The following is a 12,835-nucleotide window of genomic DNA, read 5'->3' on the forward strand; positions in this document are numbered from 1 at the left end:
AGTTCCTTGGTCGCGCGTCTGGCAAAACTGGACAGTTGCGCTGTCTCCGACGCACTGGATCGTCGGCAGCATCACGGGGTCGCGCTCGGCATTTCACGGCTGTCGACCGACCGGCGCATCGCCGGTCGCGTCGTCACGGTCAAGCTTGGCCCGGCTGATGGACGCACCACGACGCGGCATCTGTGCACGGCGGCCGTCGAAGCGGCGATGCCGGGCGATATCGTGGTCATCGATCATGGCGGGCGCGTCGAGGTTGCTGGCTGGGGTGGGGTGCTCTCTGCAGCGGCTGCGCAGCGCATGCTGGGTGGTGTCATCATCGATGGAGCCTGCCGCGACATCGACGAGAGCCGGGAGTTGGAGCTGCCGGTCTATGGCCGTTGTGCGGTGGCAATCACCGCCCGCGGTCGGATCATCGAATATGATTGGGACGTCCCGGTGGAAATCTCCGGCGTCACGGTTGCGCCTGGCGATTTGGTAATCGCTGATGGCAGCGGCGTGGTGTTCATCCCGGCCAGCGCTGCCGAGGCGGTGATCGCGGATGCTGAAGCGATCGTCGCCAAAGAGCGGTTGATGGTCGCCGACGTGCACGCCGGCACCGCTGTAAGCGCCGTGATGGGCACCAATTACGAACGGATGCTGGAGGGAGAGGAAGACTGATGAATGACGATCTCAAGGTCCGTCTGGCGAAACTGGGCACGACCGATCTCAGCGACGCGATGGATCGTCTCGGCGTTGCGGGTCAGGTGAGCGGCATCATGCCGCTGGACAAATCCTTTTCGCTTGTCGGTCGCGCCTGGACGCTGCGCTATGGCAGTGTTGGTCCGCAGGGTGGCTCCGTGGGCGATTATATTGACGACGTTTCGTCCGACGAGGTTATCGTCCTCGATAATCAGGGTCGTATGGACGCAACCGTCTGGGGGGATCTGCTTACCCTCACCGCGAGCCGGCGCAACGTGGCCGGAACGGTGATCGATGGCGTCTGTCGCGATATCGATCGAGCGCTAACGCTGAACTATCCCATCTTCGCGCGTGGCAACTGGATGCGGACTGGCAAGGATCGCGTCCACGTCGAGGCGGTCAACGAACCCGTCACCGTCGGCCGGGTGCGCGTCGCGCCGGGCGACTGGCTGCGCGGCGACGGCGATGGCCTTGTCGCATTGCCGCAGACGCAGGTGGAGGAGATCGTCGCGACCGCCGAGGAAATCGCGCAGGCCGAGGACCGGATCAGACACCTGGTCGAGCGGGGTGGTAGCCTGCGCGAGGCACGGGCCGCCAACAACTATCATCTGCTTCAGACGCGCCGCGCATAGCGGGGAGGAGGCTGACGATGACTGCCGGCTCATCGCCCCAAAGCGAATTACGCATTCCGCCCCACGTATCGCTCGACCGTGTTGTGTGGTTCGATTTCCGCCACGATGCCGGGCTGCACGCCGATCCGCATGCGCGATTGGAGGAACTGCGCCGCGCAGGGCCCGCATTGTTCACGCCGCATTCGCGTGCACTGACCGGCCCCGGGACCTGGATCTTTACGAGCAGCGCCGCGATCCGCGCGATTTTTCAGGACCCAGAGACCTTCGCCAGTGGTGGCGTGCGGCCATTCGGCCAGCTGATCGGCGACAGCTGGCCATTGATACCGATCGACATCGATCCGCCTGATCACGCCAGATATCGGCGCGTGCTAAATCCGATGTTTTCGCCGGCGCGCATGGCCCAGCTCGAACCGGCGATTGCGCGTCGCGCCGCAGAGATTGCCGGGCCGCTCATCGCAAGGGGTGACTGCGAATTCATCGCTGATTTCGCACAGCCCTTTCCAGTCTCGATCTTTCTAGAGTTGTTCGGCCTGCCGCTCGAGCGACTGCGCGACTTCATCGGCTTCAACGAGGCGATCCTGAAAGGGGAGGGCGAGGCACAGGTTGCGGCGATCCGCGGGCTGCGCGACCTGTTGCGCGAGGAGATTTTGCGCCGGCGCAAGCAGCCGAGCGAGGATCTGTTGAGCGAGCTGCTTACCGCACGGATCGATGGGCGTGCGTTTGACGATGATGAGCTGACAGGGTTGGCGGTGACGCTGTTCCTGGCCGGACTCGACACGGTGACCAGCACGCTGGGCTATATGTTCCTGTATCTCGCACAGGCGCAATCCGCGCAGTCGCTGCTGCGCGATAAGCCGGAGCTCATCGGCGGCGCGGTTGAGGAATTGCTGCGCATGTTCAATGTGGTGATGACGGCGCGGCGCGCCACGCGCGATACCGTGATCGACGGGGTGGAGATCCGCAAGGGCGACAATGTCGCGCTACCGACATCGCTTATCTCGCGCGATCCTGCCGAGGTTGAATCGCCGGACGAAGCTGATTTCATGCGCGTCGACAACCGGCACAGTGCCTTTGGTTACGGCATACACCGTTGTCTCGGGTCACACCTTGCGCGACGCGAACTTGGCGCTGCGCTGCGCTGTTGGACGAGCACGATGCCGCCGTTCACGAAGCCGGCGCAGGTGCGTCCCGTCAGCACCGGGATCGGCGTGTTCTCGCTGGCCCGTCTCGATCTCACTTGGGCGTGAGTCCGCACCTTTGAGGAAGTAATGCCGATAATAACCTACACTCAGGACGATGGTACGGTACGGCGTGTGGATGCGGCGGCGGGACTGACCGTCATGGAAGTCGCGCTTCAGCAAGGGGTCAGCGGTATCGCTGCCGACTGTGGCGGCGCGCTTTCCTGTGCAACCTGCCATGTCTATGTCGCGCCAGACTGGTTCGATCGCCTGGTTCCGGCGAGCGAGGATGAATTGGCGATGCTGGAATTCACCTTCGATCCCCAGCCCAATAGTCGTCTTTCTTGCCAGATTGAGATCGTTCCGGCGCTGGATGGGTTGGAAGTCGCCGTGCCGGCGCGGCAGTTCTGAGGCGATCGCGGTTCAATGCGCCCCGCCTTCATGTTGCGCCAGGGTCGCAAACCGATCTAGACAGCGCCGAGAGCGTTAGGAGCGACAAAATGGCCTCGAAGACTTCTGCAGGTGGGGCCAGTGGCCGGAGTGAACGTGGCGCTCGATCGGTGGCGGAGACCACGGTTCCGGCCGCCGCTCGGACATTGGCGCTGTTCGAGGTCTTCGCGCGCGAGAAGCGCGAGCTAACCAAATCAGAGCTGGCCCGTCTGCTCGATCTGCCCGAGAGCAGCTGTTCCGATCTGCTCAACACCGTATTCGAACTTGGGTACGTGGCGCGCTCCAACGGCACCAAACGCTACTATCCGACCGGCCGGTTGCTCGTGGCAGCCAAGGCTATCGCCGAACACGACCCGCTGAGCCTCTTCGGCGCGGAGGCGACTTCCTTGCTGGGCAGCCGCGTCAACGAAACCTGTACTTTTGGGGTGCTGGAAGGCGACAGGGTCAAGATCATGTCGACCTACGAGGGAAGCCACCGGCTGCGCTACGTGGTCAATGTAGGCGACCGGGTCTCGATCCACAGTACGGCGATCGGAAAGGCGTTGCTGGGGACGATCGGCGCCGACGAACGCTCGCGTCTGTTGCGCTTGAACGCGCTGCGCAAGCTCACCGAGTTTACCAAGGTGGAAGCTGCGGAGATTGAGCGCGATATCGACGACGGCGCACGACGCGGCTGGTATCAATCGCAGGGCGAAGGCATTGCGGAGGTCTGGTCGCTGGCCATCGGGGGGTTAATCGCCGGCGTTCCCGTGGGATTGTCGATGGTCGGCCCGAAGGAGCGGATGGCTGCGAAACATGAACAGTTCGTCGCCGCGCTCGAGGAGGTGAATGCCACGCTATTCGAGCGGCATGCGGGCTCGCCTGACGAGCCAGTGCGGCGGCGCGGCGCGCGCGTTTCGGAATAGCTGCGATCGCGTCGGGGGCGGATGGTCCGCACGTTCGTCGCGTGCCGACCTAAGTCTTCAGAAGCGGGCCGAGCGCTTCTCGTTAAAGGCGCGCAGACCTTCCATCAGATCGCCGCTCATCGCGGTGTTGTTGGCATGCACGGCGAGTTCGTAACGGGCTGCGAGATCCCACGGCATGTCGATCTCGTCGTTGATCATCTGTTTCATCTTCGCCAGCCCTTCCGCGCTGCGTGCGGCGAATTGGTCGGCAAGGGCCTGTGCTGCGACCGCGAGTTCATCATCAGCAACAACGCGATTGACGAGGCCTGCCGCGCACATCGTTTCAGCACTATACTGATCGGCCGTGAACATGACTTCTTTCGCCTTATACGGTCCGAGCGCCTGGGCGAGTCCCCACGCACCCCCGATTGCTGGCAACAGACCGAACCGTGCATGTGCGTCGGAAAAGACGGCGCTTCGCGCCGCGAGGATGATGTCACAGACCAAAACCGTTTCTAGGCCGCCGGCCATACAAAAACCGTTGACGGCAGCGATCACCGGCTTGGGCAGCGCGCGCAGATCGCGCAATACCTGTTGCAACGGGATTAGAAAATGAGTGACCGTTGCCATGCGCCCGTCGCGCTCTTTCAGCGCCAGGCTGGCCTTGAGATCGGCGCCTGCGCAAAACGCCCGCCCGGTCCCGGTGATCACGACGGACCGAACGTCTGCATCCTGGCGCACGAGTTCGACCGCATGGGCCAGGTCCGCGATCACGTCCGGCGTGATGGCGTTCATCGCCTCCGGACGGTTGAATGTGATCCAGGCTGCCGAACCCCGAATGTCATAGCCAAGGCTGTTGAATGCCATCTCAGCTTTCCAACACGAACGAGAAGTCGGTAATCCGGCCTTCGGGCGATGCGATGAATTCAACCCGGACCCGGTTGCCCGGCGCGATCCGCCGCATCGCCTCGTCGAAATCGGCAAGATCGACGCCATCGACATAATTGGCAATCGCCGTGTCTATTCCGTCGAGGCGGACGAAGGCGATCGCCATCGGTGCCTTGCGTTTGCCTTCATAGCCGCGGACGACGATTGACGAGCATTCGATCACGCCGCCTGTGCCGGCCTCGACCCAGCCATCGCAAGGCTCGAAGCTGCGCTCGCAATAGGCCCGTGGCGGCAAATAGGTCAGGCCTGATTTCGAACAGCGTGTGGCTAGGATCTTCTTCTCGCGAAGGCCCTGCATGAACTTGCCTGCGACTTCGCCGAGCGAATAATCGTAGCGCAGCGTGATCTCGTCGGAGACGACCTCTCCGGTCGCCGTGTCTGGCATGTCGATCATATTCCCTCCTAGGCGTGATAGGGGTCTGCACCGAATAGAGTGCAGGTGTAGAACTGCGCTGAACCACCACTGGCAGTCGCCAGGGCATTGCGGACACCGGCAATCTGCATCGCCCCGGCCTTGCCCATGATCTGGTTGGCCGCGTCGATGCATCGTACCAGGCCGGAGATCGCGATTGGATTTGTACAAAGCGTCCCGCCAGACGGGTTGACCGCGACCGCGCCGCCGTCGCAATCCCAATAGCCTTCACGTTCGAGCCGCAGCGCCATGCCGCGGCTGCAGAAGCCGGCCTGTTCAAGCGTGAACGCCGAATTGATGCTGTAGGGATCGTAAATTTCGGCGACCTGGATCTGCTTGAGCGGATCGGTGATGCCGCCTTGCGCGAAACAGGCTCGCGCGGCTTCCGCGATCAGTTGATATTCGATGATGTCGCTCTCGGCGAATGGCCCCATGCGGTCGCCCAGCCAATAGGTGTCCGTTCGTGCGCCGGCGCCGTTGACGAAGGCCGGCCGAGTGGCAAAGCGCTTGGCCATCTCCATGTTGCCGACGATCATCGCGGCGCTGCCGGACGAGCGCGGGCAGATGTCGAACAACTTGAGCGGCCATGCGATCATGCGCGAAGACAGAACATCCGCGATCGTCACCTCGCCCTTCAAATGGGCGTACGGGTTGTTCATCGCATTGCGGCGTGCGCGGACGACCACGCGCGCAAGATCCTCCTGATCATAGCCGAAGCGCTGCATGTAGGTGGTCGCGCGAAGTGCGACCATCGTGTTGGTCGAAAGCGGCAGGTCGCGTTCATAGAATGCGTCGAAAATGATGTTCAACACCTTTTGCGCATCTGGCGTTTCGGCGATGCGCTCGGCGCCGACGATCAGCACGGATCGCGCCAGGCCTGAGCGCACGAGCGTGTTGGCGGCATGAACCGCCGAGCCGCCGGTCGCGCCGCCGGTATGCACGCGGAACACCGGCTTTCCGGCACCAAATATGTGGTCGAGCGCCCATCGATCGGCATCGGCGACACCCATGAAGAATGTCGGTGCGAGCGAGATGACAACGGCATCGACGTCTTCCGGCGTCATTCCGGCATCGCGATACGCGCCCGCCGCCGCAATCTGGGCCTGCTCGACAAACGTGTGGTGGGGGTCCTGCGTACGGAACTCGCTCTGATACGTCCCAAGGACGGCGACGGCCTGGCTCATATTCCTGCCTCCACAGCTTCGAAAATGGCGACGACGTTGCCTTGTTGGGCGTAGCCGTTGCAGCTGTGCGCCGCACTGCGCCGAGCCGCAGGAACCTGTACGGCGCCGGCTTGACCCGCGACCTGAAGAATGGCCTCGGCAGCGTTCACCATGCCGCTGCAAAAAAGCGGGTTTTGTGCATATTGGCCGCCTGACGGCGATACTGCGGCGTCGTCTTCGATGCCGAACGCGCGAACATAGGCGGCCTCGTGCCAGCCGGTTGGTGCCTCGAGCTCGATCACATCGAGTGCGCTTGCCTCGGTAATCCCGGCCTGGTTCATGGCCATCGCCCAGGCGGCCCGTGCCGACTTCATCGACCTCAGCCGCGTTGCATCCAGGCGATAGGAATCGGACGACCAGCCGACGCCGGTAATGCGGGCGAGTGGTTTGACCTGGGGATTGGCATCCAGGAACGCTTGCGAACACAGCACGATCGACACGGCCCCGTCCGAAAGTTCGGGTACGTGCCCTTCGCGCAATGGCGTGGCACGATATGGCGATTTCGCGATTTCGCCAGCCGTTCGCACAGGTGCCTGCAAACCGCGCGGGTTGGCCGTCGCTTGCCGCGAGCGTCGTTCTATTCTGGTCGCCACTTCCGCATCGGTGATGCCCAGCTCGGCCGCGACGGCTTGCGCGAACAGTGCGTCGGCGGTGACGTTGTCCATGCCGAGCGGGCGCATGAAGAACGGGTCCCCGCGCAAACGAAACACCGCGTCAGCATCGGTCTTGGACGATTTGCACCAGCTTGAGACCATGGCGGCCTGGAACTCGCCGGACCGGATGCGTGCATAGGCCAGACAAAGTGCAGTGGCCCCCGAATCAGTGACCTTGATCTCGTCTCGCAGATAACCGCCAGCCGGCGCTGCCATGAGCATGCTCGAGATCGGGCGGCCATCGAGTTCGTCGCATGCACCGATCACAAGATTGTCGAGCTGACGCCGGCTGATCTGGGCGGACTCCAGCGCCTGTCGCGCAGTCCGGAACACCAGCTCTTCCAGTCTGAAGCGCGTCTCCTTCCGCGTCGCGGGATGAAGCCCGACTCCGATGGCATAGACCTGCTGTGACACTGTCCGTCCCCTCATTGACCGCGAAGGCGACGTTTTCCGCCATCGCGCCTGTCTGTTTGTCCATGGCGACCAGGCCCCGAATAGCCACGCAAAACCCCATGTCAACGCAATATCGTAAAACACAACGTAATTTCGTGGAAAAATCTATTGGGGATTGCTTAGCGCTATCTGTGGGTTGCCGAACGTTTAAGCGCCCTGATATATGCGTCATATCGCAATTTAGCGCGATATATCGTTGACTGTAGGGGGGGCGGCGGTCTACTGCAACGCAATGCATGTGCATTGCGATCGAGCTCGATTGACATCAGGCTGGGCGCGTTCGGTGGGAGAGGTCGATGAGCGTGCTGCTGAAGAATTTGCGTAACGGCGCACTCACGTTGACGCTCAATCGGCCAGATGTCCGCAATGCCTGCTCGGCCGAGATGGCATTCGACCTGCTCGATTCGCTCAATCAGGCCGCCGCCGACCCCGAAGTGCGCGCGGTGGTCATTACGGGCGCCGGCGGCAGCTTCTGCGCAGGTGGAGACCTTCGTGCGCTCGGCTCGGCTGATCCGCGCGATCCGGTCGCCGCGCGATTGGATAGCGATCCGATCATGGCGCAGCTTGAGCAGCGCGTGCATCGCATCGTCACCAGTGGCCAGATCACCACGTTGCTACATACGATGGGAAAACCCACCATAGCTGTCGTGCGTGGCGCAGCGGCCGGAATGGGGGTGGCGCTGGCCGCCGCGTGCGATTTTCGCATCGTTTCGGACACGGCATTTTTCAAAACGGCATTCGCGACAATCGGAGTGTCGGGCGATCTTGGCTGCAGCTATTATCTTCATCGGCTCATCGGCCCGGCAAGGGCGCGAGAAATCATGATGTTTTCCGATCGGATTCAGGCAGACGCCGCACTGCAAATGGGGCTCGTCACCAAAGTCGTAGAGGATGCGCAACTGGATGCCGAATCGACGGCATTTATCGATCGGCTCGCGCAGGGGCCGACGGTTGCATACCGATACATCAAGAAAAATCTGATCGCCGCCGATGCCGCCAATCTGCAGGCGTATCTCGAACTCGAAGCGCGCAATACGTATCGCTGCTTCGAAACGCAGGACGCCAAGGAGGCTGTGCAGGCCTTTCTCGACAAACGCACGCCGCAATTCGTCGGTCGCTGATACCCCACTTTTTGCGAGTTCTGGATTATGGCCCTTCGCCGAAACAACACCGACGAAATCATTGTCGTGAACGCTGGACGCGGGATGCCGGCAGCGCTGGCGACCAAGCTGATGAAGGAATCGGGTGCGCGGGTAGTCGCTGTCTCTGCGGCGAACGATCCCTTCTTCACCATATATCCTGCCTTCGCCGCCTGGCATTCGGGCATGGAGTGGATCGCTCCTGGTGAGCTGGAAACGGCGCTCGCCATCGCCGATGTCTGCATTATCGGCGGAGAGGACCATCCCGACGCGGTGAGCCTGCTCCATGACGGTGCGGATCTGCCGGCACGCTATCCGCAGTTGGTCATCGCACGGATGACTGGCTTCGGGGCGGCCGCTCCCGATCTGCCCGCTGTCGATCTGCTAGTGCAGGCGCGCTCGGGCATGGTATGGGAGCATCGGCCTGATCGACCGATCGCGCTCGGATGTCTGTTGCCTACCTACGGTTCAGTTTTACTCACCGTGCTCGGCATCTGGACCGCGTTGGTAGAGCGGCTCGATAGCGGTCTTGGGCAGCTCGTTCAATCTTCGATGTTTCAGGGCGGTGCGATGTTCTGGGGACCCTATTGGATGATACCCCACACGCCCACGCCTGAGATCATGAAGTTCCAGCCGCGCGGAGCACGCCACCTTACCTTCCAATGCGCCGATGGCGGTTATGTCCAACTCGCGCCAGGCGCAGCCGGATCGCTTGCGAAGCTGTACGCCGTCCTCGAAATCCCCGTCGCCGTCGATCCTGCGGCGCGCGGCACCCCCGATGTGCGCGGCGGCCTGGCCAACTACTTTGGCGACACTGCACTGCTCGAAAAGCACATTGCGCGATTCCAGCGCGATGATCTGCTTCGCCGTCTGTGGGCGCAGGGCTTTGCAGCGGACGCCGTCCTGAAGCCGGGAGAGTGCTGGGACGAGCCGCAGGCTCAGTCGGGGTTATATCTCCAGTCCGATGCCGAAGGCACGCGGTACGTGGGGCCGCTAATCCGCATGACGATCAGACCAGACTCCGAGGGCGAAGGAGATAACGACCCCGGCGCGCAATGCGCCGGCGTCGGACCGTTGAGCGGCGTGCGCATTGTCGATTTCGGCGCGGTCGTGGCCGGCCCCTATGCTTCGGCGCTGCTCGCCGATCTTGGTGCCGATGTCATCAAAGTCGAGCCGCTCGCAGGCGATTTCACGCGAGAGCGTCTGCGCACGACCATCATCGCCAATCACGGAAAACGGAGCATCGCGCTCGATGCTAAAGATGAAAGCGACGCTCGAACGATCCAGTCGCTATGTCGCTCGGCGAATATCGTGCATCACAACTTCCGCGTCGGCGTTGCCGAGCGACTGAAGCTTGATCGCCAGTCGTTGCGTGATGGCAACCCGAAGCTGGTGACACTTCACTCTTCCGCTTATGGAGAAGTGGGACCCAAGGCGACGTTTCCTGGTCTGGATATGGTGATCCAAGCCTATTGCGGGCATGAACATCGCTCGGGTGGCGAAGGGAATCCGCCGCTTTGTGGCCGTTCATTCTTCGTCGATTACGTCGCGGCTGGCGCTGGCGCCATTGCGATGGTCCGTGGTCTATTTGAACAGCGTAGCCGTGGCCGTGGAGGGGATTTCGGCACCAGCTTGCTTGAGGCAGGATTGTTTCTTGTAGCCGAACTGATCCAGACTGACGGGCGTTTCAAGGGGGCGCCACCGCTCGATCACGAGCAGGCTGGTTTCGATCCCCATGAACGCATCTATGAAACCTCAGACGGCTGGATCGCCATCGCCGCGCGAGGAGCGGCCATGCAGACACGCCTGCTGAATTTTCTTCGCGAAATTGATGGGGCGTTGACAGCCCCGTTGAGCAGCGCTGCGGTTGCCGCCTGTTTCGCCAGCTTGAGGACGCACGAGTTGCTCGATCGACTGCACGCGGCGGACATCTGGTCGGTCGCGTGCGCGGAAGACGGCTGGCGGGATCTGGCGGAGGCCGCGGCGCAGCAAGGTCAGCCGATGCTGCGCGAGATTGCAGTGCCTGGCGAATGCGTGGTGACCGGCTGGTTTGGCCCGCTTTTTCATATGTCGCGGTCGGAACTCGAATATTCGCGCGGAGCGAGCCCCGCGCTGAACGAACATGGCACTCAAATTCGAATGGAGCTTGCCTGACGCACGGGCGAGGGTGATTCCTTCAAAACGGTGCAAAGGTCAGTGGGGTGGATTTGCAATTCGACATCGTGATCGTGGGCGCGGGGCATGGCGGCGCGCAGGCGGCGGTCGCGCTGCGGCAGAACAAGTTCGAGGGCAGCATCGCGGTGATCGGCGACGAGCCGGAGTTGCCTTACGAACGTCCGCCGCTGTCGAAGGAATATTTCCAGGGCGAGAAGACGTTCGAGCGGATCATGATCCGCCCCGCCGCCTTCTGGGCCGAGCGCAATGTCGAGATGCTGCTCAACCGCCGCGTTGTCTCGGTCGATCCCGAAGCGCACAGCGTCACCACCGCCGATGGCGCGACCATCGGCTATGGCCAGTTGATCTGGGCGACCGGCGGCAGCCCGCGCAAGATTCCCTGTGCCGGCAACGACCTTACCGGTGTCCACACGGTCCGCACCCGCGCCGATGCCGACCGCATGACCGCCGAGCTCGACGGCCTGACCCAGGCGGTGGTGATCGGCGGCGGCTATATCGGGCTCGAAGCGGCCGCGGTGCTCGCCAAGTTCGGCAAGAAAGTGGTGCTGCTCGAGGCGCTCGACCGCGTGCTGGCGCGCGTCGCGGGTGAGGATCTGTCGCGCTTCTATGAGGCGGAGCATCGCGCGCACGGCGTCGAGGTCCGGCTTGGCGCCGCGATCGACTCGATCGAAGGCGACGGCAAGGTCAGTGGCGTCCGCATGAAGGACGGCGAGGTCATTCCGGCGCAAATGGTGATCGTCGGCATCGGCATCATCCCCGCCGTGGAGCCGCTGATTGCGGCGGGCGCGGAGGGTGGCAACGGTGTCGCGGTCGATCACCAGTGCCGCACCTCGCTGCCCAATATCTTCGCGATCGGCGATTGCGCGCTTCATTCGAACGGCTTTGCCGACGACATGCCGATCCGGCTCGAATCGGTGCAGAACGCCAATGATCAGGCGACGCTGGTGGCCAAGACGATCATGGGTCAGGAACTGGCCTACGACGCGGTTCCGTGGTTCTGGTCGAACCAGTACGACCTCAAGCTCCAGACCGTGGGGCTGTCGACCGGTCATGACGCGACGGTGCTGCGCGGCGATCCGGCGAACCGCAGCTTCTCGGTCATCTATCTCAAGGAAGGCCGCGTGATCGCGCTCGACTGCGTCAACGCGACAAGGGACTATGTTCAGGGCCGCAAGCTGGTGGTCGACCGGCTATCGCCCGACCCCGCGAAACTCGCCGACGCCGAAATGCTGCTCAAGGAGCTAATTTGACCTGACAGAACTCGCTCGACTTCCCGTCCCAACAGAGCGAACAGCAGATCACAGACTGAGTCGCAGCGGCCTGCGTGAAGCAAGGCCGCCGACCCCGCCGGTGGCGCGCGCGGGGCTGTAGCTGGTGGGAGCGGCGCGGTGCCGCTCATCCGATGAGGAGACCACCATGCCCAAGCTCAACGACACCCAGCTGATCCTGCTCTCGACCGCCGCGCAGCGGGAGAGCGGCAGCTTCTATCCACTGCCCGACACGATCACCGGCGACGACAAGCGCACCGCCAAGGTGATCGACGCGCTGCGCAAGCGCGGCCTCGCCGAGGAACGCGAGACCAGCGACAAACCCAGCATCTGTCGCAGCGATGACGGCGTGGGTTTCGGCATGTTCCTGACCGAAGCCGGCCGCGCCGCGATCGATAGCGGCGATGCCGATGACCCGGGCGATGCCTCGCAGCCAGCGACCGCGCCCACCCCGCGCGTCAGCAAGTCGAGCATGGTAATCGACCTGCTCCGCCGCGAGGATGGTGCAACGCTGCCCGAGCTGATCGAGGCGACCGGCTGGCTGCCGCACACCACGCGTGCCGCGCTCACCGGGCTGCGCAAGAAGGGCCACGCGATCGAGCGCACCAGGCGCGGGTCAGACACCTGCTACACGATTGCCGCGTGAGCGCGGAGCTGGAGCGCCAGCTTGGCCAGCTGGACGAGATGGCATCGGACGAGCTCAAGTCCCGCTGGCGTGCCCTGACCGGCACGCCAGTGCCCA

The 12,835-nt window shown here is 63.0% G+C and carries 14 protein-coding genes; 9 read left to right on the forward strand and 5 right to left on the reverse strand.

Going from position 1 to position 12,835, the window contains the following annotated elements:
* Window positions 1-6 precede the first annotated feature (6 nt).
* Entirely contained in the window at window positions 7-657 is a 651-nt protein-coding gene (locus M9978_RS06315) for an RraA family protein (protein WP_254292148.1), read from the forward strand.
* Complete coding sequence (locus M9978_RS06320) at window positions 657-1,310, forward strand: RraA family protein (protein ID WP_254292149.1); 654 nt, start codon at window positions 657-659, stop codon at window positions 1,308-1,310. The genes M9978_RS06315 and M9978_RS06320 overlap by 1 nt, the downstream gene beginning before the upstream one ends.
* A gap of 47 nt (window positions 1,311-1,357) precedes the next feature.
* Here M9978_RS06320 and M9978_RS06325 read toward each other — a convergent pair whose 3' ends face one another.
* Window positions 1,358-1,660: a hypothetical protein gene (locus tag M9978_RS06325; RefSeq protein ID WP_254292150.1), complete on the reverse strand. Its 303-nt coding sequence runs from the start codon at window positions 1,658-1,660 to the stop codon at window positions 1,358-1,360.
* A 171-nt stretch (window positions 1,661-1,831) separates the two neighbouring features.
* Between M9978_RS06325 and M9978_RS06330 the strand changes: the two genes are divergently transcribed.
* From M9978_RS06330 to M9978_RS06340, 3 genes are all read left to right on the forward strand, one after another.
* Window positions 1,832-2,557 carry a cytochrome P450 gene (locus M9978_RS06330; protein WP_254292151.1) on the forward strand — a complete coding sequence of 242 codons (726 nt, stop codon included), beginning with the start codon at window positions 1,832-1,834 and terminating at the stop codon, window positions 2,555-2,557.
* Window positions 2,558-2,578: 21 nt separating this feature from the next.
* On the forward strand, window positions 2,579-2,899 hold the full coding sequence (locus M9978_RS06335; protein WP_254292152.1) for a 2Fe-2S iron-sulfur cluster-binding protein: 321 nt from the start codon (window positions 2,579-2,581) through the stop codon (window positions 2,897-2,899).
* 89 nt (window positions 2,900-2,988) lie between these two features.
* The gene (locus M9978_RS06340; RefSeq protein ID WP_302053814.1) at window positions 2,989-3,843 is read left to right on the forward strand and encodes an IclR family transcriptional regulator; all 855 of its coding nucleotides are present in this window, start codon (window positions 2,989-2,991) and stop codon (window positions 3,841-3,843) included.
* 57 nt (window positions 3,844-3,900) lie between these two features.
* Here the strand turns inward: M9978_RS06340 and M9978_RS06345 are convergent, their stop codons facing one another.
* The 4 genes from M9978_RS06345 to M9978_RS23280 are packed head-to-tail and all read right to left on the reverse strand — an operon-like array spanning window position 3,901 to window position 7,472.
* Entirely contained in the window at window positions 3,901-4,689 is a 789-nt protein-coding gene (locus tag M9978_RS06345) for an enoyl-CoA hydratase/isomerase family protein (RefSeq protein WP_254292154.1), read from the reverse strand.
* A gap of 1 nt (window position 4,690) precedes the next feature.
* Window positions 4,691-5,164 carry a Zn-ribbon domain-containing OB-fold protein gene (locus M9978_RS06350; protein ID WP_254292155.1) on the reverse strand — a complete coding sequence of 158 codons (474 nt, stop codon included), beginning with the start codon at window positions 5,162-5,164 and terminating at the stop codon, window positions 4,691-4,693.
* An 8-nt stretch (window positions 5,165-5,172) separates the two neighbouring features.
* Entirely contained in the window at window positions 5,173-6,366 is a 1,194-nt protein-coding gene (locus M9978_RS06355; RefSeq protein WP_367305048.1) for a thiolase family protein, read from the reverse strand.
* Window positions 6,363-7,472 carry a thiolase family protein gene (locus tag M9978_RS23280; RefSeq protein WP_254292156.1) on the reverse strand — a complete coding sequence of 370 codons (1,110 nt, stop codon included), beginning with the start codon at window positions 7,470-7,472 and terminating at the stop codon, window positions 6,363-6,365. Before M9978_RS23280 ends, M9978_RS06355 begins: the two co-directional genes overlap by 4 nt.
* A gap of 335 nt (window positions 7,473-7,807) precedes the next feature.
* Here M9978_RS23280 and M9978_RS06365 point away from each other — a divergent pair, with 335 nt between their 5' ends.
* The 4 genes from M9978_RS06365 (at window position 7,808) to M9978_RS06380 (ending at window position 12,739) form a co-directional block, all read left to right on the forward strand.
* Window positions 7,808-8,632: an enoyl-CoA hydratase gene (locus tag M9978_RS06365; protein ID WP_254292157.1), complete on the forward strand. Its 825-nt coding sequence runs from the start codon at window positions 7,808-7,810 to the stop codon at window positions 8,630-8,632.
* 27 nt (window positions 8,633-8,659) lie between these two features.
* Entirely contained in the window at window positions 8,660-10,804 is a 2,145-nt protein-coding gene (locus M9978_RS06370) for a CoA transferase (RefSeq protein ID WP_254292158.1), read from the forward strand.
* Window positions 10,805-10,857: 53 nt separating this feature from the next.
* A complete protein-coding gene (locus tag M9978_RS06375; RefSeq protein ID WP_302053838.1) occupies window positions 10,858-12,075 on the forward strand; it encodes an NAD(P)/FAD-dependent oxidoreductase in 1,218 nt (405 codons plus the stop codon).
* Window positions 12,076-12,241: 166 nt separating this feature from the next.
* Window positions 12,242-12,739, forward strand: coding sequence for a DUF3489 domain-containing protein (locus M9978_RS06380; RefSeq protein WP_254292160.1), 498 nt, complete (start codon window positions 12,242-12,244; stop codon window positions 12,737-12,739).
* The last annotated feature ends 96 nt before the right edge of the window (window positions 12,740-12,835 follow it).

It is taken from the genome of Sphingomonas tagetis, assembly GCF_024211275.1.
Taxonomy (GTDB): Bacteria; Pseudomonadota; Alphaproteobacteria; order Sphingomonadales; family Sphingomonadaceae; genus Sphingomonas; species Sphingomonas tagetis.

Coding starts and splice junctions, on each gene's coding strand:
- M9978_RS06335 (WP_254292152.1), top strand. CDS start 2,579: ATGCCGATAATAACCTACACTCAGGACGATGGTACGGTACGGCGTGTG.
- M9978_RS06320 (WP_254292149.1), top strand. CDS start 657: ATGAATGACGATCTCAAGGTCCGTCTGGCGAAACTGGGCACGACCGAT.
- M9978_RS06350 (WP_254292155.1), bottom strand. CDS start 5,164: ATGATCGACATGCCAGACACGGCGACCGGAGAGGTCGTCTCCGACGAG.
- M9978_RS06365 (WP_254292157.1), top strand. CDS start 7,808: ATGAGCGTGCTGCTGAAGAATTTGCGTAACGGCGCACTCACGTTGACG.
- M9978_RS06380 (WP_254292160.1), top strand. CDS start 12,242: ATGCCCAAGCTCAACGACACCCAGCTGATCCTGCTCTCGACCGCCGCG.
- M9978_RS06345 (WP_254292154.1), bottom strand. CDS start 4,689: ATGGCATTCAACAGCCTTGGCTATGACATTCGGGGTTCGGCAGCCTGG.
- M9978_RS06355 (WP_367305048.1), bottom strand. CDS start 6,366: ATGAGCCAGGCCGTCGCCGTCCTTGGGACGTATCAGAGCGAGTTCCGT.
- M9978_RS06370 (WP_254292158.1), top strand. CDS start 8,660: ATGGCCCTTCGCCGAAACAACACCGACGAAATCATTGTCGTGAACGCT.
- M9978_RS06340 (WP_302053814.1), top strand. CDS start 2,989: ATGGCCTCGAAGACTTCTGCAGGTGGGGCCAGTGGCCGGAGTGAACGT.